At 63.1% G+C, this 22,176-nt stretch carries 17 protein-coding genes; 13 read left to right on the forward strand and 4 right to left on the reverse strand.

Translation table 11 applies throughout. The annotated features are described in order from the left end of the window. Positions 1-62 precede the first annotated feature (62 nt). The 3 genes from imuA to ABD05_RS34835 are packed head-to-tail and all read left to right on the forward strand — an operon-like array spanning position 63 to position 5,333. A complete protein-coding gene (gene imuA, locus ABD05_RS34825) occupies positions 63-779 on the forward strand; it encodes a translesion DNA synthesis-associated protein ImuA (protein WP_047904754.1) in 717 nt (238 codons plus the stop codon). After that, positions 700-2,178, forward strand: a complete 1,479-nt coding sequence (locus ABD05_RS34830) for a Y-family DNA polymerase (RefSeq protein WP_047904755.1) — start codon at positions 700-702, stop codon at positions 2,176-2,178. Before imuA ends, ABD05_RS34830 begins: the two co-directional genes overlap by 80 nt. A 5-nt stretch (positions 2,179-2,183) precedes the next feature. Beyond that, on the forward strand, positions 2,184-5,333 hold the full coding sequence (locus ABD05_RS34835) for an error-prone DNA polymerase (RefSeq protein WP_047904756.1): 3,150 nt from the start codon (positions 2,184-2,186) through the stop codon (positions 5,331-5,333). A gap of 34 nt (positions 5,334-5,367) precedes the next feature. Here the strand turns inward: ABD05_RS34835 and ABD05_RS34840 are convergent, their stop codons facing one another. The 3 genes from ABD05_RS34840 to ABD05_RS34850 all read right to left on the reverse strand — a co-directional run bounded on the left by ABD05_RS34840 (position 5,368) and on the right by ABD05_RS34850 (position 9,538). Further along, the gene (locus ABD05_RS34840; RefSeq protein WP_047904757.1) at positions 5,368-6,594 is read right to left on the reverse strand and encodes a replication initiation protein; all 1,227 of its coding nucleotides are present in this window, start codon (positions 6,592-6,594) and stop codon (positions 5,368-5,370) included. Between the two features lie 1,307 nt (positions 6,595-7,901). Beyond that, positions 7,902-8,867: a ParB/RepB/Spo0J family partition protein gene (locus ABD05_RS34845; protein WP_047904758.1), complete on the reverse strand. Its 966-nt coding sequence runs from the start codon at positions 8,865-8,867 to the stop codon at positions 7,902-7,904. Next, complete coding sequence (locus tag ABD05_RS34850) at positions 8,867-9,538, reverse strand: nucleotide-binding protein (protein ID WP_047904759.1); 672 nt, start codon at positions 9,536-9,538, stop codon at positions 8,867-8,869. Before ABD05_RS34850 ends, ABD05_RS34845 begins: the two co-directional genes overlap by 1 nt. 517 nt (positions 9,539-10,055) lie before the next feature. Between ABD05_RS34850 and ligD the strand changes: the two genes are divergently transcribed. From ligD to ABD05_RS34895, 10 genes are all read left to right on the forward strand, one after another. Continuing rightward, positions 10,056-11,024 (forward strand): non-homologous end-joining DNA ligase, encoded by a 969-nt coding sequence (gene ligD, locus ABD05_RS34855; RefSeq protein WP_238594251.1) that lies wholly within the window; start codon positions 10,056-10,058, stop codon positions 11,022-11,024. 120 nt (positions 11,025-11,144) lie between these two features. Further along, positions 11,145-11,387 (forward strand): AbrB/MazE/SpoVT family DNA-binding domain-containing protein, encoded by a 243-nt coding sequence (locus ABD05_RS34860; protein ID WP_047904761.1) that lies wholly within the window; start codon positions 11,145-11,147, stop codon positions 11,385-11,387. After that, positions 11,384-11,794: a type II toxin-antitoxin system VapC family toxin gene (locus ABD05_RS34865; RefSeq protein WP_011695140.1), complete on the forward strand. Its 411-nt coding sequence runs from the start codon at positions 11,384-11,386 to the stop codon at positions 11,792-11,794. The genes ABD05_RS34860 and ABD05_RS34865 overlap by 4 nt, the downstream gene beginning before the upstream one ends. Before the next feature lie 79 nt (positions 11,795-11,873). Then, on the forward strand, positions 11,874-12,014 hold the full coding sequence (locus tag ABD05_RS38700; RefSeq protein ID WP_167347872.1) for a hypothetical protein: 141 nt from the start codon (positions 11,874-11,876) through the stop codon (positions 12,012-12,014). Between the two features lie 79 nt (positions 12,015-12,093). Further along, positions 12,094-12,453: a hypothetical protein gene (locus ABD05_RS34870; protein WP_238594252.1), complete on the forward strand. Its 360-nt coding sequence runs from the start codon at positions 12,094-12,096 to the stop codon at positions 12,451-12,453. 48 nt (positions 12,454-12,501) lie between these two features. After that, positions 12,502-12,702, forward strand: a complete 201-nt coding sequence (locus tag ABD05_RS34875; RefSeq protein WP_047904763.1) for a hypothetical protein — start codon at positions 12,502-12,504, stop codon at positions 12,700-12,702. Between the two features lie 347 nt (positions 12,703-13,049). Next, positions 13,050-13,292 carry a hypothetical protein gene (locus tag ABD05_RS34880; protein ID WP_047904764.1) on the forward strand — a complete coding sequence of 81 codons (243 nt, stop codon included), beginning with the start codon at positions 13,050-13,052 and terminating at the stop codon, positions 13,290-13,292. Between the two features lie 19 nt (positions 13,293-13,311). Continuing rightward, entirely contained in the window at positions 13,312-16,146 is a 2,835-nt protein-coding gene (locus tag ABD05_RS39495; protein WP_338012480.1) for an IS1096 element passenger TnpR family protein, read from the forward strand. Between the two features lie 156 nt (positions 16,147-16,302). Beyond that, complete coding sequence (locus tag ABD05_RS34890) at positions 16,303-18,090, forward strand: HsdM family class I SAM-dependent methyltransferase (RefSeq protein WP_047904820.1); 1,788 nt, start codon at positions 16,303-16,305, stop codon at positions 18,088-18,090. Then, a complete protein-coding gene (locus tag ABD05_RS34895) occupies positions 18,087-19,163 on the forward strand; it encodes a BsuBI/PstI family type II restriction endonuclease (protein WP_047904765.1) in 1,077 nt (358 codons plus the stop codon). Before ABD05_RS34890 ends, ABD05_RS34895 begins: the two co-directional genes overlap by 4 nt. A 373-nt stretch (positions 19,164-19,536) precedes the next feature. Here the strand turns inward: ABD05_RS34895 and ABD05_RS34900 are convergent, their stop codons facing one another. Beyond that, positions 19,537-22,173: an AAA family ATPase gene (locus ABD05_RS34900; RefSeq protein WP_047904766.1), complete on the reverse strand. Its 2,637-nt coding sequence runs from the start codon at positions 22,171-22,173 to the stop codon at positions 19,537-19,539. Between the last annotated feature and the right edge of the window lie 3 nt (positions 22,174-22,176).

Genomic DNA, 22,176 nt, shown 5'->3' on the forward strand with positions numbered 1-22,176 from the left:
TAGGGCGGTTATCTCTGTCATATACTGTACAAGCATACAGTATTTTGCGTAACCGACCCCCAATGCACCCCGCTCTCGCCCACCCTGAAGCAATCCATCCCAGTTTATGGCGAGCCAGCCAACTGGCTCGCTCGAGCGTGCGCGGCGTCGACACGGGCCATCCCGAGCTGACGGCCGAACTGCCCGGCGGCGGCTGGCCGGCCGGCGCGCTGATCGAGCTGCTCGCACCGCAGCCTGGTATCGGCGAGCTTCGGCTGCTGGCGCCGGTGCTCACGCGTGCGGCCGGCAAGCCGGTCATGCTGATCCAGCCGCCACACGCGCTGCAACCGTTGGCGCTCGCGTATTGGGGTATCGATCCGTCCGGCTTCGTAACGCTGCCGGCGCCGCGCACGGCCGACGCGCTGTGGGCCGCCGAACAGGCGCTGCGCGCCGGCACGTGCGCCGCCGTGCTGCTCTGGCAGCCGCACGTCCGTGCGGACGCATTGCGGCGGCTCAACCTCGCCGCGCAGAGCTGCCAGGCGCTGTTCTACCTCTTCCGGCCGGCGGCCGCCGCGCGCGATGCGTCGCCGGCACCCTTGCGGCTCGCGCTGGCGCCGAAGCGTGACGGCATCGACGTCACGTTCGTGAAGCGCCGCGGGCCGGCACGCGACACGCCGCTGTTCGTCCCCTTGACCCCCTCGCCGATCTTGTTGAACCGCCATGGCAGTCTTTCTCGGCGTGCATTTATCCCATCTGACCCTAGAAGTGTTCCGGCCGCGATCGCCGGCGCCGTCGCCTGACGATGCGCGCGGGCTCGTCGTGCTCGAGGGCGGCCGCGTCGTGGCGCTCGATCGCGCCGCGCGCGCGCTCGGCGTGGTCGCCGGCATGCGCCGCGGTGGCGTGCTGTCCCTCGCGCCGGAGGCGCAGATCCGCGAGCGCGACGCCGCGCGCGAGCGCGAGCTCGTGCTCGGGGTTGCATATGCGCTCCTTCAATTTACGCCGTGCGTCGTCGACGCCGACGAAGCCGTGGTGTTGCTCGACGTGACGGCGAGCCTGCGCCTGTTCCACGGCATCCGCGCGCTGCGCCAGCGCGTGCGCGACGTCGTCGCGTCGTTCGGCGTCACCGCGGCGATATCCGTCGCGTCGTCGGGCCCAGCCGCGTGGGTGGTTGCCCGTGGCCTGCGCGGCGGCCTCGCGCTGTCCGCCCGATCGCTGCGCCGCGCGCTCGCGCGCGTGCCGCTCGTCGTGGCGCCGGACGCGCGGCGCTACGCGAACTGGTTTGAGGATCTCGGCTGCGAAACGCTGGCCGATCTGCAGCGCTTGCCGCGCGCCGGATTGAAGAAGCGCTGCGGCACGCAGCTGCTCGACTGGCTCGACCAGGTCGCCGGCACCGCGCCGGCCGCCTACGACTGGCTCGAAATGCCGCCGTCGTTCGACACGCGGGTCGAACTGATGGATCGCGTCGAGCACGCCGAGGCGCTGCTGTTCGTCGCGCGGCGCCTCATCCTGCAGTTGACCGGCTGGTTGACCGCGAAGCAGCTGGACGTCGGCGCGTTCGCGCTGCTGCTCGAGCACGAGCGCGGCCGCGACGCGATCGCGCCGACCGAGATCGAGATTGCGCTGGGCGCCCCCACCCGATTCGAGGAACACCTCACGCGGCTCGTCAAGGAGCGGCTCGGCCATGTCGAGCTCGCCGGCCCTGTGATCGCCGTGCGGCTCGTCGCCCGTCGCGTGCAGGAAGCGGCCGCACCGAGCGACTCGCTGTTTCCCGAGCCCGGCGGCACGCCGCAGGATCACGCGCGCCTGCTCGAACTGCTGACTGCGCGGCTCGGCGCCGAGAACGTGCTCGTCCCGGCTCCCATGGCCGACTACCGTCCGGAGGCGGCCGCGCGATGGGTGCCGATGCGCGACGCGCCGAAGCCGTCGCCGCTGCCGGCGGATCTGCCGCGCCCGGCCTGGCTGCTTGCCAAGCCTGTGCCGCTGCTCACGCGCCAGCATCGGCCGTTCTACGGCACGCCGCTGCGTATGGTGTCGCCCGGCGAGCGCATCGAAGGCGGCTGGCAGGACGGACAGACCGTGACGCGCGACTACTTCGTTGCCGAGGACGACCACGGCGTCTGCTACTGGATCTACAAGGAGCGGCCGACGGCCAGTGACGAAAGCGAATCCCGCTTTTTCCTTCACGGCCTCTTCGGCTGATCGTCATGAACGCCGGCAATTTCGGCGCCCTGCCCGCCTACGCTGAACTCCAAGTCGCAAGCGACTTCTCCTTCCTGCACGGCGCGTCGCGCGCGGAAGAATACGTCGCGCGCGCGGCGCAGCTCGGCTACAGCGCAATTGCGATCACCGACGAATGCTCGCTCGCCGGCGTCGTGCGTGCGCACGTCGAAGCGAAGGCGGCGAACATGCCGCTGATCATCGGCTCGCACTTCCGGCTGACGGCCGCCGACGGCTCGCCCGCGCTTGCCTTCACCGCGCTGGCGACGAATCGCGACGGTTACGGCAACCTCTGCGAATTCATTTCGCTCGGTCGCATGCGCGGTAAGAAGGGCTCGTATCGACTCGCACCTCTCGACGTCGATCATCCCGAAGCGCCATACGAACACCTGCGCGGCTTGCCAGATTGCCTGGCGATCCTGTCGCCCGACTTCCCGGCCAATGAGCAGCGCCTCGACGCGCAGGTCGAATGGTTCGCACGCGTGTTCGGCGATCGCGCATGGGTCGCGCTGACGTTGCACGCGCGCGCGATGGACGATATCCACCGCGGCGTGGTCGAGCGCATGGCCGCGCGCCACGGCGTGCCGGTCGTGGCCACCAGTTGGCCGCTGATGCACGTTCGGTCGCGCAAGCCGCTGCAGGACGTGCTGACGGGAATTCGCGTCGGCCGACCGGTAACGGAGTGCGGGTACGAGCTCGCGCCGAACGCGGAGCGTCACCTGCGATCGCGTCTGCGGCTCGCCAACCTCTATCCCGCCGGCGCGCTCGAGGAAACCGTTCGCCTCGCGCGGCGCTGCTCCTTCTCGCTCGACGACCTGAAGTACGAGTATCCGGATGAACTGGTACCGGCCGGCACCGACCCGGCGACTTACCTGCGCGAGCAGACCTACATCGGCGCGCGCAGGCGCTTCCCCGCCGGCATCCCGGTCGACGTCCAGGCGCAGATCGAACACGAGCTGCAGCTGATCGCCGACCTGAAGTACGAGGCGTATTTCCTGACCGTCTACGACATCGTGCAGTTCGCGCGCGAGCAAGGGATCTTGTGCCAGGGACGCGGCTCGGCTGCGAACTCGGCAGTCTGCTACTGCCTCGGCGTGACCGAAGTAGATCCGTCGCGGCAATCGATGCTCTTCGAGCGATTCATTTCCAAGGAACGGAATGAGCCACCCGATGTCGACGTCGATTTCGAGCATCAGCGCCGCGAAGAGGTCATGCAGTACATCTACCGCAAGTACGGTCGCGATCGCGCAGCGCTGACGGCCGCCGTCACCACGTACCGGCCGCGCAGCGCGTTGCGGGAAGCCGGCAAGGCGCTCGGCGTGGATCCAGCGATCGTCGAACGTGTGGCGAAGCAGCACCACTGGTTCGACTCGCGCGCTGATCTGCTGCAGCGGTTTGCCGAGGCCGGCCTCGATCCCGAAGCGCCGCTAAACCAGCAGTGGGCCGGATTCGCCGCGCAGCTGCTCGGCTATCCACGGCACCTGTCGCAGCACTCGGGTGGCTTCGTGATCAGCCGCGGCAAGCTCACGCGGCTCGTGCCGGTCGAGAACGCAGCGATGGACGATCGCTCGATCATCCAGTGGGACAAGGACGACATCGAGGCCCTCGGCATCTTGAAGGTCGATTGCTTAGCCCTAGGAATGTTGTCGATGGTGCGCCGCGCGCTCGATATGATTTCCGAAAAGCGCGGCGAGACATTCGAGTTGCAGGACATCCCGGCCGAGGACAAACCGACCTACGACATGCTCTGCGAAGGGGATAGCATGGGCGTGTTCCAGGTGGAATCGCGCGCGCAGATGTCGATGTTGCCGCGCTTGCGGCCGCAGTGTTTCTACGACCTGGTGATCGAAGTGGCGATCGTCCGGCCGGGCCCGGTCCAAGGCGGCATGGTCCATCCGTTCCTGCGCCGGCGTCAGGGGCTCGAACCCGTCACCTACCCGTCACCCGACGTCGAGAAGGCGCTGAAGCGCACGCTCGGCGTGCCGATCTTCCAGGAGCAAGTCATGCAGGTGGCGATGCTCGCGGCCGGCTTCTCGGCCGGCGAAGCCGACCAGCTGCGCCGCGCGATGGCGGCCTGGAAGCGCAAGGGCGGCTTGGAGCCGTATCACGAGCGCCTGGTCAGCGGCATGCTCGCGCGCGGCTACGATCACGAGTTCGCCGAGGCGATCTTCGCGCAGATCAAGGGCTTCGGCGACTACGGCTTCCCGGAGAGCCACGCGGCCAGCTTCGCGCTACTCGTCTACTCGAGCGCATGGTTGCGTCGCCACGAACCGGCCGTGTTTCTGGCTGCCCTGCTCAACAGCCAGCCGATGGGCTTTTATACGCCGTCGCAGCTGCTGCAGGACGCACGACGCCGCGGCGTTGAGGTGCTGCCCGTCGACGTCAACGTGAGCACATGGGATTCAGCGCTCGAAGGCCCGACGACGTCGGCGCCCGTGCGCCTCGGTTTCTCGCTGTTGCGCGGCATGCGCGAAGACGTGGCCGGCCGCATCGAGCTCGCACGCGCTGCGCGACCATTCGTCGACGTCGCGGACCTCGCGCGCCGCGCGCGGCTGGATCGCCACGACCTGCAGGTGCTCGCGCGCGCGAATGCTCTTCGCTCGCTCGCCGGCGGCAACCGACGCGCGGCGCTTTGGCTCGCGGCCGCTGCCGTGCCTGATCGAGATCTGCTGCGCGGCACCGAGCGCGACGACGCGGTGCCGGCGTTGCCTCAAGCATCGGAGGGCCACGAGATCGTGACCGACTATCGCGCGATGGGCTTCACGCTCGGCCGGCATCCGCTGGCGCTGCTGCGCGATCGCCTGGCGCTCGATCACCTGCAGTCGGCCGAGCAGCTGGCGACGTTGCGGAACGGCCAGCTCGCGCGTGCGTGCGGACTGGTCACGGTTCGGCAACGGCCGGGCACAGCGAACGGTGTGCTGTTCATGACGCTCGAGGACGAGACGGGCCAGGTCAACGTGATCCTCTGGCCCGGTCTGTTGGAGAAGTTTCGGAAGGAAGCGCTCGGCGCTGCGCTGCTCGCCGTGTACGGCGTGTGGCAGGCCGAAGGTCAGGTGCGGCACCTCATCGCGAGCAAGCTCGTCGACAGGACCGAGTTGCTCGGTGCGCTACCGACGACGGCGCGGGAGTTTTGTTAGGGACGACGCTATCGAAGCCGAGCTACAGGAAGATTTACGCGAGCGTTTCGCCAATCCTACCCGCAAGCCATGCAGTGAAGGCAGTTTTCTCGAGAACGTTCTTGAACACCCCTTCTGCTTCGACATACGACCCGACGGCGCCCCCAGACGCTGCATATTGGCGCACGAACTCGCTCCGCTCGTCCGACGACAAACCGCGAATCGCGGTGGAGATCAGCTTCGACCTCGCATCCGCCGCTGCCTCTGCTTCATCGATCACTGCCTTCTGCGCCCGACGGGCGGACTCTTCAATCACCTCAACCGTCTCGATGTCTCCCCCGCCTTCGAATACCGTCCGCGCGTATCCGCCAGCATTCTTTTTAATCTTCTTGTTCCGAATCTGCTGCTCTACATACTGGGCCGTCTTCGTCGCCCGCTCTGGATCATGCTGGATCCAATCGACAGCAAGTCGGCCCGAGATACCAAGCTTCACGAGTCGACGATAGGTTTCAGAATCACGGATCGCGGCCTGCTCCTCACTATCACTCTCGTCGTACATCGACCGCTGCGGATTGTCCTCCACCAAGAAACGGATCTTGGCGACACGACGGTTCTGTCGTTCGTACTCCGGAGTGATCAATATATTCGATACCGTGTTTACTTCCTTCACCGCCTTTTTGATCACTTCCGAATTGAAGTGTTTGAACTCGTCGTATGTTGACGCTTCGGCACCGAGAAGCTTTCGCCAGATGTCGACCGATATCCAACCAGTCGACCCTGTGCGTTTGAATCGCAAACAGTTTTCATACAAAGCGAGCGCATACGCCCCACTGAACTGCTTTTGGACGTTGATGTTGATGAGCAGGTAGATTTCGGGGTTCGCGAGCTTGTTTGCGAGCGCGCTGCTGTACTCGTATGTGACGATCCCGTTTCGGATGTTCGCCGAGCTCAGAAGGGTTGTAACTCCCCACTCCTCGTCCCCAGCCGCATGCAAAATATCGAACTCAATCGGGGTGGTCGAGATCTTCTTGAGCGCTTCCTTGAGTGCGCTCGTGTTCTTACTATCGAACCCCAGCATCTCGCTCATGATCCCAACGGGAATCTCATGAACTGACTTCTTCAACAGATTGTCGTAGGCGTTCAGCAGTAGGACATTCGACAACTTCCGCCCAAGCAACCCGAGATCGCCTCCGACATGCACCGTACCAACGTGCTTGCGAAGTTCGCTCGAGGGCACACTGGCCACCAATGAGCTACCGGATTTTTGTTTTCCTACCGCCATACTCTCCTCACAGGTTGAGGAGCATTCTAGGGCGCAAAAGTCATGTTCGCAAGTTCTTGTGGATGACCTTTAGATTTTCCCCACAAACCACGACCATTTCAGTGCCCCACAAACCATGACTTTTGCTCGGGCATGGGGCCGGCCCCATAAACCATGACCTATCGCGCACAGAAGTGGCGTCCCCATAGGCCATGACCTTTGTTTGAGCCGGAAGCTATTGGACGCCCTTATCCGCCCCACAAACCATGACCTTTCGCGCCTTCCCCATAAACCATGACCTGCTGTGTCCCTGCCCCACAAACCATTACCTGTCATGACTTTCTGGCTGCGGAGCCCCGCTCTCCGGCCTCTGCCCCCCACAAACCATGACCTTTGGCTCTGGTTTCTATTCGCCGCACACCGAACTCCGCACGAATAGTGAGCAGCAGCCGGACAGAACGGGCCGCACACGCTCCCCATAAACTACGACCTCTCGGGCCACAACATTTGCTGCAAGAGCAAGCCCCATAAACCATGACCTGGAGCGACCAAGGCGGACACATGGGCGCCCCACAAACCATGACCTTTCCAATCCGGCGAGAAATTAGTGAATTGTTTCAAAGACTTATAAGGAAGTGTGCGCCTACTCACCAGTCGGCATACCCCCACAAACCATGACCTTGAGACGCGATAAGGGCGCCGTTTTCGATAGGTCCACCGAGCCGCCCCCACAAATCATGACTTTTCGCCCCACAAAGTACGACCTGCGGCCATCCGACTCCGTCCGAGTTTCGAAGATATCCCTTTGTATTCAATTAGTTGAGGCGCAGTCTTAAGTTGAAATCACGCTGCCCCACAAAACATGACCCCACCCCATAAACTACGACCGAGCCGCCCCACGGACCCTGACCTTTCACCCCATAAAGGATGACCGATCATCCGTGAAACGCTTGCTGGATAAGGGTCTCAGGAGGCTAAAGGTTTTAAAGGGGTTGTCTTTTAAAGGCAACCACAGGTGTTGTTTCTCTGTGAGATTTCGTCACCCGCTCCCCAGAGATCAACTCGAACATCGTCGCGCCAACCCCGGTGTGTGTGGGACGGCCGTCGGAGACGGTCCGCAGACCACTCGCCCCCTCCAGAAAATGACGTCTGGGATTGCCCGGCGAAGTGATGCCAAGGCGTCGCCTACAGGACTGCGCGACGCCGGCTTCCATCACTGCATAACCGATAGTCGTGTACTTTGCTCGGTCACGTGAGCAATGTCCTCCAGCGTCATTCAGAGACACACCGATATCGACTCCGACTCGCTGCCCGGTCTAGCAACCGCCCTATTCCTTCGGAAACAGAGCCAAGATCTTTTCGCTGATCTCTGCCGCGACGTCCGGCGCCAAACCCTTCAGCTTCAACTCGATCCGGCCATCTTCCTCGAACGACTTGAACTCTCCCTTCGCTCCACGGAAGGACAGTTGCTCGCGCGTCGACCGCGGCCGCTTGACCGTCCCTTTTGCCGCAGCCTTTCTGCGAGCGGCGACATCGCGGTACCCCATCCCGGTCTTAGCAGCATCGAAGATCAGTTCGAGGGTCTCCTCTTCCCCTTTCACTTCCCAGAACTCTCGAATTGCGTTCAGCATTTTAAGAGAGAGAAGTTCCGGATACTCGGCGGCGGCTTGAACAATCTTGCTTGGCAGTTGAGCGAGCGACAGAGTCCGACTTACATGGTCTTCCCCGAGATTGAGCGCTTTGGCCAAAGCCACTTGTGTCGGATAAATCTTCCGCGAAAGCAGCTCTTTCCACTTGAGCGCGTCATCGAGCGGGCTTTGATCCTTACGCTCCACGTTGGCAGCACGTGCTTCTTCATACAGTTCCCGCTCACTTGCTGGCTTCGGACGAATCTCTACCCGCAACGTCGGCAGCCCGGCCGTTCGAGCACCACGAAGGCGCCTCTCTCCGTCAATGAGCACGATGTCGCCTGCTTCATCGACATACGCGCTCGCCGACTGGCCTTGCCCCCGGGCCGCTAGCGACTCCGCCATCTCGGATACAGCAGAAGCTGTATAGATGGCTCTCGGATTGACAGAATTTGATTTAATTTTTCCAATCGGAACTTCATACGTCTGCCCGATTTCGTACTTCGTGGCACCTTGGCTCGAGCCAACCTCTTCGCCCCTAAGCTGCGAGATAGTCGCTACCGACGGCGCCATGCGCGGATCGCCCACGATTGGAGCCGACGAGGCTGCATCCTCCACTGCGGCAACCCTCTCGACTGCTACTGATTTTTTCCGAAATGTAGCCATTATTCGACCTCCGCCCCGTTGATTCGCTCGATGATCTCCCGATAGACAGCGTCCATCTCGTCGATCGCCTTCTTCGACCGATCTCGACCTTTCAGCTCATGAATAGCCCGGCCTGTTTTCCCGGTCGCACGCCAAGCTTCTCTTTGCGGGATCTGAGAATCGAAAAGCCGAATGTCCTCGCTTTGCAAAAAAGCTCGCAATTCGGCAGTCGCTTTCGATCCTTCGACCGGCGACACTCGGGTGAGCACAACGTATGCGGGCACTTCCCCACTTTCATGTCGTGGGCCCATGTCTTTAAGGGTCGAAAACACGTTCAGGGTCGACTCCACCTCTTGTTGATCAGGCCCGCACGGGACCAACACGAGATCGGACAACAGTGCGCATTCGAGCATCGTCCGGTAGTTCTGCGCACCGATGTCGACCACGACGAGGGTGTACTTGTTGGCGAGATTTGCCAGCTCTCGTGCTGGATTCGCCGGAAGAGCGAGCACTGGAATGGCTGGTGTAACGCCCTCCTCGTTTCGAATTCGCGACCAGCTCATCGCGGACCCCTGCTTGTCCGTATCGAGAAGAACCACGTCAACGTCGTTCGTTGCCGCTAACGCTGCTATGTGCGTTGCTAAGCGTGTCTTCCCAACGCCGCCTTTTTCCGCCCCAACTGTGATGACCATTTCACCTCCATCGGAAAGTGTTCGTTTCGACGTTCGGAGTTTTATTCTTCAGTCAAAATAAGTCAATAAAATCTCTATATTTTTTTGTGATTTTTACGGAATGTGGTCAAGTAACAACGATTGAAATCGAAAATGCCACAGGCTTGGCCCGAGCCAAGCTCGCAGATCCGATGTTGAATGGTCACGTATGAACCTCGGTTCTTAACGGTCTTGGCTCGAGCCAAGACGGGTTCCATAGGGAGTCCCACAAGATGTCCAAAAGTTGGCTCGAGCCAATATTCCGCGGAAACAGCTTACTGAGATTGGGGCGGTTACGATTGCCACCAATCCTGAACAGTGCTTTCAGTCTCTGGACGGCCGATCTTGGCTCGAGCCAAGATGGGTCTGACCTAGTCAAACGCCCCAGGCAACGGGCATATAGATTGCCCACATACCTGCAAAGCGAGGAGGTGATATGGGGCGTTGGACAAGTGAGCGCGGCATCCGTGCCCGGACGCCAGTACCCAGAAATAGATGCATGCCGGAATTCATCGAGCCGTCGCTTGCCGTGCTTGCTGCAGAACCCCCAACGTCGGGAGAGTGGGGATATGAGATCAAATTCGACGGTTACCGGATGCTCGCGCGTATCGAAGCTGGTGACGTTCGAATCTTCACCAGGAACGGCCACGACTGGACCGCCCGACTCCCGCACCTGAGGTCCGTCCTTGAACGATTGCAGGTCAACCGTGCGTGGCTTGACGCGGAGGCTGTCTGCTTCGATATAGAAGGGCGGCCAAACTTCAACGGCCTGCAGAATGCGTTTGATAGACGTCGAACTGCAGGGATCTCGCTTGTCGTCTTCGACCTGATGTGGCTTAACGACAATGATCTCCGGCCGTGGACATGGCGTGAACGCCGCGCCACGCTAACGAAGCTCGTTGCCGAAATTCTCGGGAACGAGGTGCGCTTCTCTGAGGCGATCGATGCCGACCCCGACGCCATGCTGGCCTCGGCGTGCGCCCTCGGCCTAGAGGGAATCATGGGCAAGCGGGTGGACGCGCCGTATCGCTCGGGAAGATCGGACAGCTGGATCAAACTCAAATGCAGTAGACGTCAGGAGTTCGTCATTGGCGGATTTTCGCGCCGCAAGGGCGCCACTGGGGGCGTGCGAGCGGTCCTGCTCGGCGTGTACGAGGAGGGCGGACGGCTGCGTTACGTCGGGCACGTCGCGCCGCGCTTCGCGCCCCGCCAGGCACGGGAATTCGAGGACCGCCTAGCATCCTTGGGCCGCAAGCGCTCGCCGTTCGTCCGCGCGCCAGAACCCGAAGCCGATCGCGAGTTCCACTGGCTGAAGCCAGAGCTCGTTGCCGAAGTAGCGTTTCTCGAGTGGACTCCGACCGGACAGTTGCGTCATCCCTCGTTTCGCGGGCTGCGTGCCGACAAGGCAGCACGGAGCGTGACCCGCGAAGACCCGCGCGAACCGAAACGCCCCCGCAACAGCAAGTGATTTCCTCCAAGCAGAAGTCCGATCGATCGGTGCGCCGCATGGACATGAGCGCATTGCGAATTCGCGTCGGCTTGTATATGCTGTGGCATATGCTAACCCGATTGAAGAGGGGGCGTCCTGATGCCAACCCATGACACCCGCCACGCGCGCCTGTTTCGCAATGGGCGCAGCCAGGCCGTGCGGATACCGCGCGAATTCGAGCTGCCGGTCTCGGAGGTCACCATCCACCGGGAAGGCCGCCGCTTGATCATTGAACCCGTAGAAGCGGCACCCTTGCGCGAGCTGTTCGCTCAATGGGCCCCGCTGGACGAAACCTTTCCGGACATCGAGGACCTTCCGCCTGAACCGGTCGACATCGAATGACGCTGTATCTGCTCGATACCAACATTCTGTCGAACGTGATCCGCGACCCGCGCGGCGCATGCGCCACGCGGATCGGAGAGACCCCGCCGGAGCAAGTGTGCACCTCGATCGTCGTCGCCGCGGAACTGCGGTTCGGCGTCTGGAAGCGCGGCTCGTCAACGCTCGCGCAGCGCGTCGAGCAGCTGCTCGCGAGCCTGACCGTGTTGCCGCTGCAGCCCGACGCGGACCGGTGCTACGGGCGGTTGCGGGCCGAGCTCGAAAAGCAAGGTCAGCTGATCGGCGCCAACGACATGCTGATCGCCGCTCACGCGCTGGCTGTCGACGCCGTGTTGGTCACCGACAACACGGCTGAATTCACCCGCGTCGCCGGGCTGCCGGTCGAAAACTGGCTGCGATCGGCGACGTAACGCGGCGTGGCGGCCGCCGGCGGCACGATGGGCGCCACCGACGCACGACAGTGTGCCTGAGAACAGAATAGGAGCGGGGATGAACGGATTCGCCGGTGCGGCGATTTTGGCCTTTTTATTGACTGTCGGGTGCCTCGCGCTCGGCTGGAACGTACCGGCGGGAGTAACGTTCGCCGCGTGCATCGTGTGCACGGTCAACGCGTCCCGGGGCGAGCAATAAGCGCCGGCCGACGGCCAGGCGCATCAGGTATGCCGATGGCCGTCCTGCGAGACGTGGGCGTGGCGAAGGAGATGGCGAAGTGACAACACCGATGACGGCTGTCCAGCAGATGTACCTTGAGTGGTGCATCGGCTACATGAAATTCCGGATCGCCGAGGAGATGTCGGTCGGTCTGATGTCCCTCGAGGCCGAGCGCTACGATGCGCTGTGGACCATGCTGCAAAAGGGGCGGTACGGCTTCCTCGATGACGACATGATCGAGATTGGCCGGCGCCTGTTTCCGGACGCGCCGAACGCACCGGAGGGTTCCGGGCTCGATGCCGCCTACGAGCACGTGTGTACGGCCCTCGATGACTGGTTGCCTAGCTTCATCATCCCGCCCGGCCAGGTGTCGTTCCTGCCGGACCCCGAACTGCCGGACGGCGAGCCCGCTGCGTGAGCGGCCGGCACGATAGCATCCACCGTGTGAATCCAGAGGATCTCGACAATGAATCTGACAGCCTGGCAGTTCAAGAAAGGCGGGTGGGACAGGGGCGTGGCGGCCGGAGCGGCGCTGATCGCGCTGGCGTGCGTCGACCGCGGGCTCTCGGTCATGTGGCCGGCGAGCTACGGGCTGGTTCACCCGCTGGCGGCGCTCGCCGCGACGAACATGCCGTTCGTGGCCGCGTACCTGATCGTGCGGTCCTGAGCGATGGGCGACCCCGGCTGCGGCCGGGTTTTTGTGGCGCGTCGTCAATGCCGATAACTCCTATTAGCGGCATTGGCGTCCTGGCGGGGAAGGGTGCGAAATCGGCCTTGCTGCCTGGTCGGGCAGCGCCTATGCTAGTTCGGCGGCGGTCGTTTTGGGCCTCGACAGCCTGGCCGCCGCGGTAGTTGGGTTGAATGCGGGCCGCCGACATGGGAACGGGCGGCCCAATTTTTTTAGCGTGCAGCCTTGTCTGCTAATTCTTATTAGCAGCCCATCGTTTAATTGCTAGAATACTGCAGTTGCCATTTAAATATTTAGGGCCGAGCCCTTTTAAAAAGCCGTTCGCCATGGTGCTCCGCCGTTCCGCCCGCCTGCCCACCCGCGTCACCCGCCGCGATACCCTCGGCCAGCGCTTCGGCGCTGCCGTGTTCACGCTCGCGCCGTGCCACCGCAACGCGCGCAGTCCGCTCGAGCTCGCGCAGATTCGCGATGCGATCGCGCTGCTCGAGTGCTCCCCCAAGGGAACTTTCTTCGGGGCGCACGGCGATCGCGTGATCGGTCCGGACGGGGGAGGGCAGTCCAATGACTAACCGTCCGCAAGCGGTCACGGTGCCGCCGCCGGCGACCTATACGCGCACCGACTTCGCGGCGTTGCGCGCGCGCATCCAGGGCATCCCCGCAGCGACCATCGCGCGACGCTTCTACGACGTCGAAGACAGCGCGGTGCCGGCCGAGGCCGACGCGGTCGAGCGGCATCTAATTACGATGCGCAACGAGTTGGTGCGCCTGGCGTTGTTGAACGGCTCCGCAGCGCTGGCCGACCACTTGCGCGCGTCGATGCGTCAGCACGGTGAAGCGAAGCTCACCGCCTTGACGCTGCGCATGGTCGAGGACGCGGCCAAGCTCGCCGCGGCGGCGCCCGCGGCCGATCACGCGCTCGCGCTGTGGTTCCGGCCCCTCGTCGCGCAGCGCCTGGTCGGGGAGGGAATCGCGACGCTCGGCGCGTTGATCGCGTACTGCAACCGGCACGGCGGCAGCTGGTGGCGCTCGATTCCCCGCATCGGCCCGCTGCGCGCCAAAACGCTGGTGGCCTGGCTGCGCCGGCACGAGGCGACGCTGGGCGCGCGGATCGATGCTGACGTCGACGCCGCCGTGGACACCACCCCGCTCACGCCCGCACCCGATCGCGCGGTCGTGGTCGGGCCGGGTACGAGGGCGCTGGCGCCGCTCGAGCGGCTAGCCGCGCCGGTCGAGCTGTCGGGCGCGGGCGGCACCAATCGCGCAGTCGGGTTCCCGTTCATTCGCGCCGAGCACGATCTGGCCGCGCTGCACGCGTGGCTCGCGCGCTACCGCGACCGGCCCGCGACGCTGCGCGCGTATACGCGCGAAATCGAGCGCTTCGTACTGTGGGCGCTCAAGGTGCGCGGCGTCGCGGTCTCGTCGCTGCGCGTCGAGGACTGCGACGCGTACAAGGATTTTTTAGCGCAGCCGAACGCTGACTTCTGTGGACCCAAGCGCCCCCGCGCGAGTGGCCGCTGGCGGCCATTTACCGGCTCGCTGTCGGCGGACAGCCAGGCCTATGCGGTGCGTACGCTGCGCATGGCGTTCGACTGGCTCGTCAAGGTCCGCTATCTCGCCGGCAACCCGTTCAGCGCGGTGACGCTGCCGGCCACGCTCACGCGCGAGTGGTCGCTGCAGGTTGAACGCGCGCTGGCGCCGGAACTGCTGCGCACGCTGCGCGACGCGCTGGATGCGCACTGCGCACGGCCGGACGATGACGCCGCACAATGGCGGATCGCGCGCGCGGCGATCGGCCTGATGGTTGATTCGGGCCTGCGCCGCGCCGAAGCGGCGCGTGCGCGGCGCAGTGGCGTCAAGCGCGTCGACGGCATCAAGGGGCAATCGGTGTGGACGCTCACGCTGGTCGGCAAGCGCAGCAAGGTGCGCACAGTGCCGGTCAGCCCGGCGACGTTCGAGGCGCTGCGCGCGCACTGGGCGGATCGCGGACTCACGTGGGAGGGCAGTGATGCGAGCGCTGCGGCGGCCAACGATCCGCCGCTGATCGCGCCGCTGGCGATTCCTGGCACCGCAGCGGCTCAAGCGCGGCACGGCGGCCAGCCGGCCGCCTATGCCCCCGATGCGCTCGGGCGCCTGGTACGGACTGCGCTCAAGCGCCTGCAGGTCGAGCTGCAGCGCTGGGGCGCTTTGTCGCTGTGGGACGCCGCGCAGCTGCAAAAGACCAGTGCGCACGCGCTGCGCCATACGTTCGGCACCGATGCGACCGCGCGCGGTGTGCCGATTGATGTGGTGCAGCAGATTCTCGGCCACGCGTCGCTGGCCACCACATCGATCTACGTGAAGGCGCAGCAGCAACGCGTGCTCGAGGCGGCGCTCGACTATTACCAGCAGCAGGCGCGGGCGCTGCCCGCCGCCGAATCGGTGCCGCCTATCACGCGTGAATCGACGTCGTTCGCGCCGCAGTTGATCGGTGACGACGAAGAGGGTGATGCCTTCAGCGCGCGCGATGATGACGAGGTGGCCGGGATGCGGTGCGCCCCGATCAAGCTCATGATGCGCATCGAGAACGTCGCGCCAGGCGGTCGGGGCCGCGCGCGCACGATTCGTGCGCTCGAGGGCGGCATCCTCGCCGATCACGCAGCCGAACGCCTCGCGCCTGGCGTGTACGCGCTCAAGGTGCTGCACGAAGACGAGGCGGCGCTTGACGTTGCGCTCGACGATCTGTTCGACGAGATCCGCGACGAAGCGCATCTTCACAATTGCGTGGCCGAGATTGATGCGCAGTGGGTCGGCACGGCGCGAACGTGGACCTATCGGGTGCCGGCCGGCAACGTGATTCCGTTTCCGGGCGGGGCGGGTAGTTCGGCGTCGGCCGAAGGAGATATCGTCGAGGCGCCGCCTGGCCCGCGCGTGATACGGCTGCGGGTCAGTCTGCGGGACGTGGCTCCGGAAGTCTGGCGTCGCCTCGAGGTGCCGGCCGACATTTCGTTGGCCGAGCTGCACGACGTGATCCAGGCGGCGATGGGCTGGCACGACCGGCATCGCTACGGGTTCGGGTTTGCGGGGCAGGTTGGGGCGCTCAATCCACTGGCGAGCGGTGCCGCCGACGTGCGGCTCGAGGAGGTGGCTACGATCAGTGCGGGGCTGATCTACACGTACGATCCGGAAGAAGGCTGGCAGCATGTGATCACGATCGAAGCGATCGGGCCGGCGGCCCTGGGCACGTGCTATCCGCGCTGCGTCGCCGGCGCCGGGGCGTGCCCACCCGAGGACTGCGGCGGCCCGGCGGGCTATGCGCAGCTGGTGCGCACGCTCGCCGGCCGTATAACCGACGAAAAGCGCGAACTTCTGGAATGGCTCGGCGAGCCGTTCGATCCGGACGTGTTTCGGTTGCCAGAGGCGAATGCGCGGCTTGCAGTGCTTTGACGTCTACGGGCCATTGTGTATTTTGGGGATCTGTCCGGATTCCGGACGTTGTGCTGGCGCCGGCTTGTCTTGGCATATTTCTGCAAGGCCGTTGGCCCGCTGGAGATTGTGCTGACGCGATACAATCTGGCCAACTCTGAACTGAGACCCTTCACCATGTCCAAACCAGCCCGTCAGGCTTGGGTCGATCCCGCTGTCGATCCGCTCACGCGATATGCCGCGTGCAAGGCGATGGCGCGGGGGTACGCCGAAGCACGCAAGACCGAAAAGACCCGCATCTCGCATGCGCGCGCGTTCTGTACCGCTGTCATCGTGAGTTATTGGGCGACGTTGTGCGAACGGCATAAGACGGCAATGAAAGTTCGGCCGATGCCCTTGTCCGCACCGACCCTCGCCATCGACGTACAACGAACGGCTCAGGATGTGGGCAGCCTTATCGCCGAGTTTCCGGTAGAAGATGCCGGATATCTCATCGGCTCGATCTACACGGTTATGCTGCCGCCCGCGCTGCGTTCTCAACTCGGCGCGTATTACACGCCCCCGCCGTTGGTTGCACGCTTGCTTGATCTCGCTGAACAAGCAGGTTTTGACTTCACTCACGGCACCGCAATCGACCCGGCGTGTGGCGGAGGCGCATTTCTCGCGCCGGTCGCGTTACGGATGTGGCAGCGGGATAAGGGCGCGTCTCCGGAATGGACCTTCAGGCGCATTTCGAAGCGATTGCGCGGGATTGAAATTGATCCGTTCGCCGCATGGATGACGCGGGTTCTGCTCGAAGCAGCCCTGATGCCGCTTTGTGTGGCTGCCAAGCGTCGACTACCCGACCTGGTTACCGTCGCCGACGCGCTGCGGCCGCAAGACGTCGGCACCTTTGACCTGGTGATTGGCAATCCCCCTTACGGGCGCGTCACCCTGGACGAGCCGATGCGCAATCATTACGCTCGGTCGCTTTACGGTCACGCGAATCTTTATGGCCTCTTCACCGATCTTGCCTTGCGGCTGGCGAAACCCGACGGCGTGGTCGCGTACCTGACGCCTACGTCATTTTTGGGTGGGCAGTATTTCAAGGCGTTGCGTCAACTTCTGATCGACGAGGCGGCGCCCGTGGCATTCGATTTTGTCGCCGATCGCGAAGGTGTGTTCGATGACGTGTTGCAGGAGACGTTGCTGACGGCATACACGCGAAAACCTCATTGCTTCGCTCCGATTGTCTCGGTGGTTGTGCCGAAGGGGTTGAACGCTGCGAAGATCGAACGCGTCGGTGAGGTGTCGCTTACCGCAACCGGCGATCCGTGGTTGTTGCCGAGAACTGCAGCGGATGCATCGTTCCTCAAAGCGATTGCGAGCATGCCTACCAGGCTATCGGACCTCGGGTACACGGTTTCAACAGGGCCTTTGGTCTGGAACCGCCACAAGGCGCAGTTGCGTACCGAGACAGGCGACGGTGCGCTGCCGCTGATCTGGGCGGAATCGGTCACATCTGACGGGTTCGTTTTCAGTGCGGACCGTAGAAACCACGTGCCGTATATTGCGGTACATGAAGACCAGCCGCATTTGATCATCCGGAAATCGTGTGTGCTCGTTCAACGAACCACGTCGAAAGAGCAGAACCGCCGTCTGTTGGCCGCGGTGCTGCCGCAGTCGTACTTGGATAAATCGGGCGGCGCCGTCGTTGAGAATCATTTGAACATGATTATCGCGCCGTCGCTGGATGTGGTCCGTGTTAAACCAGGCACGATCGAGGCGTTGTTGAACACCGAGGCAGTTGACCGCGCTTTCCGATGCATCAGCGGGAGCGTGGCAGTATCGGCTTATGAGCTGAACGCATTGCCGCTGCCCAGTATTGATCAGTTGATCGCTTTGGAAAAGTTGATCGACAAAGCCGGTTCGAAACAGGCTGTCGAGCGTGCGGTGGCCAGCTACTACGGAACGATTGAATTGTGACGCTCTGCGCCATCCCCCCACTCAACATCATCGCCGAACGTTTGCCTCTTATATTTCCAGAGGGTACTGAGCACCGCAACTATGTGGTGCGTGAAATGGCTGCGCGCACGATCTACGTGATGTTCTACGTCGGTGCCGTTGAAGGGACAGACGAATGGCTGCGGCCGAGCCAAGTGACCGATATGAGCGACGAGCAGGCAGAGAAGACCGACGAAAGTAGTCGTCGAGCCTGGATCGCAAACTCCATGTCGACGAAGAAGGTTCGACCCGCGCATGCATGGTACGCCCCCAACAGTCGCGAGCCGGTTCGAGATGAGACCATCCGTACGGGTTTGATTCCCTGTCGTGCCGTTGTCGAGCGCGACGGAATCCCCACGACATCGTCCAAACCGAAATACGCACTAAACGCCGAGTTTGCAGCACTCTTCAATCCTGACCTGACGGATGATGCGCTGGGTTTAGCCATCGAGACGTGGCAAACGGCCCACCTCTCAAAAGCGGCAATGTCGCGCTTGCGTTTGATGAAGCGCGGTGCGGCTGTGGCGAAAGATGCCGTTGTAGTAACCTTTCCCAACGGCGAGACAAGGACACTTGCCCCAGGACCATCGAGCGTGATTGCGAAGGCGGTCATAGAGGTATTTGCGCCGCGCTTCTTAAAGCAGCCGACCGTGCTTTGGCTATCGGAGTCGGGCAATAAAGTCGTCGCGCGTGACGAAAATCTCGCCAACGAACTGGGTCTAAAGATCGACGTGACGAAGGCGCTTCCTGACATCATCCTCGTTGACTTGGGGGCCGACGATGGTGGTTCGGACATGCTGGTAGTGTTCACGGAGGTGGTCGCGTCCGACGGTCCTATTACTCGCGAGCGAAAAGTGGCGCTTACTTCGATGGCGTTGGAGGCTGGATTCGACGAACGGCACCTCGCGTTTTTGACCGCATACCTAGATCGCTCTGGACAACCCTTCAGAAAGAGCATTTCGGAACTGGCTTGGGGATCTTACGCTTGGTGTGCGTCAGAGCCGGAGTACGTGATGGAACTCTGGACCGGAGAAGCCCGCAAACTCACCAATTAAAAAGGTTGAACCGCGGCTCTACTTCGGCGCTACGGATTCCTGAACTTGATGGTGACAGGGTGACGCTTGGCGACGGGCGCAGTGAACGTGAAACATCCGCGGTTGCGTCAGGAAGCGGTGAAGCATCACGCGCGGCTTGTGGCCCGACGGGGCAAGTACGCGTCGCTGACGACACCCGTTTAAGGCGCTTCCGGCTATGAAGCTCCCAGCGCCTGTAACTTCAACGTTCGTACGATGCGTAAAGCTTCCGTATGCCATGTACAACGGTACGCTACGTCCCCGCAAGATCGATTGAAGCTCAGCAAGCTTGTGCGGTTTGATTCGAAAGGCGTTCATGACGGACGCGCGTCCGACGACTGAGTGAAACGGGAGATCAGGCAGTAAAAAGGGCTGACCTACTGGCCGTGCCTTTAGCAATGCCGTCCACTCGCTTATTGAGCGTCTCGCGCCACTTGGCCAAGCGCTCGATGTCGTCGCTGAGTTCGTCGGGGTCTGGTATAGGAAGCCTGCCGACAGGCGCGGCCGGGTCGTGCTCGAACTTCGAAGACTTGGTCATGCCGGCGTCGATCTCGTGATAGTCGTCGTCTGTGACCGTCACCCCTTTGAGGCGTTGGGTCGACACACCCTCGCCGAAGCGTTGCACGGCCCCGTTGAGCAGCACCTCCTCGATGCAGCGCTCCCACGCGAGTCGGAGTTGGCCATAGCACTTGGCCGTTAGCTGGCGCTGCAGGTCTTCGTCGCCTTCCTTCGCCGCCTTGCGCACACCGACCAGAAGCTGCCTCAGGCGACCTAGGCGGTCCTTTGTGCCCAGCACGTCGAAGGGCAAATCCTCGGAATGAACACCATAGCCGTCTGCCGTCCTCCGGATGTAGTTCTTGGTCAGCGTTGCACCGACCTCCTCTGCCTTCTGCTCCAAGATGAGAAGAAAGTAGATGTCGTGGGTGAAGACGATCACCTGCCGGGTCAGCGACTCTCTCGCTAAGCGCTCGGCGACCTCCCAGCGGCGCCGATGGTCCAGCGACGAGACGGGGTCGTCGAGAACGATGCCGCCGCGCCCCTTGCTAAGCCGAATCTCCGCCATAAAGGATGCAATCGCAATGGCCCGCTGCTCGCCTTCGCTGAGGATCGCCGCCGGCGTCCCGCCACCCGGCAACTGGAGGGTCAGCTTGAACTGGGTTTTACCGCCTGGCGACTCGGGCTTCATCACTACGCGGAGGTGATGGACCTTGAGGAGCTTGAGTTCAGCGTTGAGGGCATCGGCCAGTTCCTGGCTGGCCGTCGTGCGAGAGAGCTCCGTGGACTTCCTGGAAATACCCCGCGTCTCCATGCCATCGATGCACGCCTGCAGCTTATGGCAGAGTTCGTGTTTGGTCATCGCCTCGAGCACCGCAGCCTTGACTTCAGCCAGCCTGCGGCGAGCATCGAGCTCCGCCCGCTCTGCGACCATGGCAGCTTTGAGCTTCTCGTCTGCGGTGGCGTCGAGCGCCTTGGACTGTTCCAGCAGGCGGTTGATGAGGTCGGCCAAGCCGGGCTGCGGATCGTCGGAGAGTTTGGGAAGCGCATCCCAGACCAGTTTACCGCCGGCAGCTTGCAGGATGCCCGATTGGCGCACCTTGAGGGCTTCCTGAAGGGCCGTACAGGCCGCAGCAACTTCCGGCCCGATCTCGGTCACCTCCTCGACCAACGCGTCGCGAAACATCAAGTCCAAGTTCGCGTGCTGAATCGCCCTGAAGGGGATGGCAGCGGCCTCGTGCGCATCCTTCGCCGCCTTCTCGGCAGTGGCCTTGATGAAGGCGTCGAATCGACGCAGCCGAGCCGCTCCCTCTTGCCCGAGGGCGTTCTGGCAGAGAGGACAGACAGCCTCCGGCGGAAGTTCAGCGAAATCGTGGCCCGCATGGTTGAGTTCGGCAAATGTTCGGGCGGCCTCAAAGAGGGCCTTCCATTCCTCCCCACCCGTCCCGACCAGTTGGCCGGGCGTTGCCTTGAACTCGGTGGCCGCGAGCTCTGCCGCTCCCTTGGCAGCATTCGACTTGCCAATCAACGCCTGAAGCGAACCGACCTTCTCGTCGTTCACGACGCCGATCGCCGAGGCGACACGTTCCTTCAGCGAGGTGAGGCGGCTGGCCTTTTGCCGCAGGGCCAAGGCCTTTTGCTTCGGATCGGCTTCGGCCAAGGTCTTGTTCAGCAAGGCGAGCCGCTCAAGTTCGGCTTCCCTAAGCGTGGCCAGTATCTCGATGTCCTCTGCCTTGGTCTTGGCAGGGATGCCGAGCAGCTTTCTGGCGACTTCGGTTTGCTCCCCGGCGAGGCCCGCATAGGCGGCATTGCTCGGGGCATTCGCAGCCTTTTCCGCCGTGGCCCGAGCCTTTAGCTTGTTGCACGCGCCGACCAGGCCTTCCAGGATGTCCAGCCCATACGGAGCGTAGGCGAAATCACCCTGGTTGTCGATGTAGGCGCGAGCGCAGTGCGAGTCGAAGATGGCGATGTCCGACATGGGCTCGGGCGGCTCAGCGCCGTCTTTCCAGGGAAGGTCCCTCACGACGCCGTCGATCTCCGTCTCGAACGTGGCCTGGGCCGGTCCGCTCTTCCCGGGTTCCAGATTCGCGTTGGGCAGGATGGGTTCGCGCCGGTCGCGCGCCCGGCATGCCTTCTTGAGCACGCGTGAGTATCCCGACTTCCCGACGCCATTCTCACCGTAGATGCCCGTGATGCCTGCCCGGGCAACGGGCAGGCACGCACCATTGGCCAACGCATTGACGTTGGCCAACATTTTGATGGCCGTCAGTAGAACGACGCGCGTCGGATTCGCCGGCGGCGCAACTTGGGCATCGTGGAGCTTTTTGGCCAGGCGCCCTTCAGGATCCGGGATGCCCACCTCGGCTTTGGCCAACGCGTAGAGGTCGTCCAGGTCGGCCGCGCTAAGCGCCCGGTCGGCATAGAGCCTGGCGATGGCGTCTTGTTGCCAGACGGCGAGAGCCTTGGACCACGCATGGATTTCTTGGAGGATAGTCACGGG

Origin of the sequence: Burkholderia pyrrocinia (assembly GCF_001028665.1) — a bacterium.
GTDB lineage: Bacteria > Pseudomonadota > Gammaproteobacteria > Burkholderiales > Burkholderiaceae > Burkholderia > Burkholderia pyrrocinia.

What these genes read in the sequence shown, in the direction of transcription:
- ABD05_RS38700 (WP_167347872.1), top strand. Translation starts at nt 11,874, where the DNA reads ATGAACGGATTCGCCGGTGCGGCGATTTTGGCCTTTTTATTGACTGTC.
- ABD05_RS34880 (WP_047904764.1), top strand. Translation starts at nt 13,050, where the DNA reads ATGGTGCTCCGCCGTTCCGCCCGCCTGCCCACCCGCGTCACCCGCCGC.
- ABD05_RS34860 (WP_047904761.1), top strand. Translation starts at nt 11,145, where the DNA reads ATGCCAACCCATGACACCCGCCACGCGCGCCTGTTTCGCAATGGGCGC.
- ABD05_RS34865 (WP_011695140.1), top strand. Translation starts at nt 11,384, where the DNA reads ATGACGCTGTATCTGCTCGATACCAACATTCTGTCGAACGTGATCCGC.
- ABD05_RS34875 (WP_047904763.1), top strand. Translation starts at nt 12,502, where the DNA reads ATGAATCTGACAGCCTGGCAGTTCAAGAAAGGCGGGTGGGACAGGGGC.
- ABD05_RS34840 (WP_047904757.1), bottom strand. Translation starts at nt 6,594, where the DNA reads ATGGCGGTAGGAAAACAAAAATCCGGTAGCTCATTGGTGGCCAGTGTG.
- ABD05_RS34845 (WP_047904758.1), bottom strand. Translation starts at nt 8,867, where the DNA reads ATGGCTACATTTCGGAAAAAATCAGTAGCAGTCGAGAGGGTTGCCGCA.
- ligD (WP_238594251.1), top strand. Translation starts at nt 10,056, where the DNA reads ATGCCGGAATTCATCGAGCCGTCGCTTGCCGTGCTTGCTGCAGAACCC.
- ABD05_RS34830 (WP_047904755.1), top strand. Translation starts at nt 700, where the DNA reads ATGGCAGTCTTTCTCGGCGTGCATTTATCCCATCTGACCCTAGAAGTG.
- ABD05_RS34835 (WP_047904756.1), top strand. Translation starts at nt 2,184, where the DNA reads ATGAACGCCGGCAATTTCGGCGCCCTGCCCGCCTACGCTGAACTCCAA.
- ABD05_RS34890 (WP_047904820.1), top strand. Translation starts at nt 16,303, where the DNA reads ATGTCCAAACCAGCCCGTCAGGCTTGGGTCGATCCCGCTGTCGATCCG.
- ABD05_RS34850 (WP_047904759.1), bottom strand. Translation starts at nt 9,538, where the DNA reads ATGGTCATCACAGTTGGGGCGGAAAAAGGCGGCGTTGGGAAGACACGC.
- imuA (WP_047904754.1), top strand. Translation starts at nt 63, where the DNA reads ATGCACCCCGCTCTCGCCCACCCTGAAGCAATCCATCCCAGTTTATGG.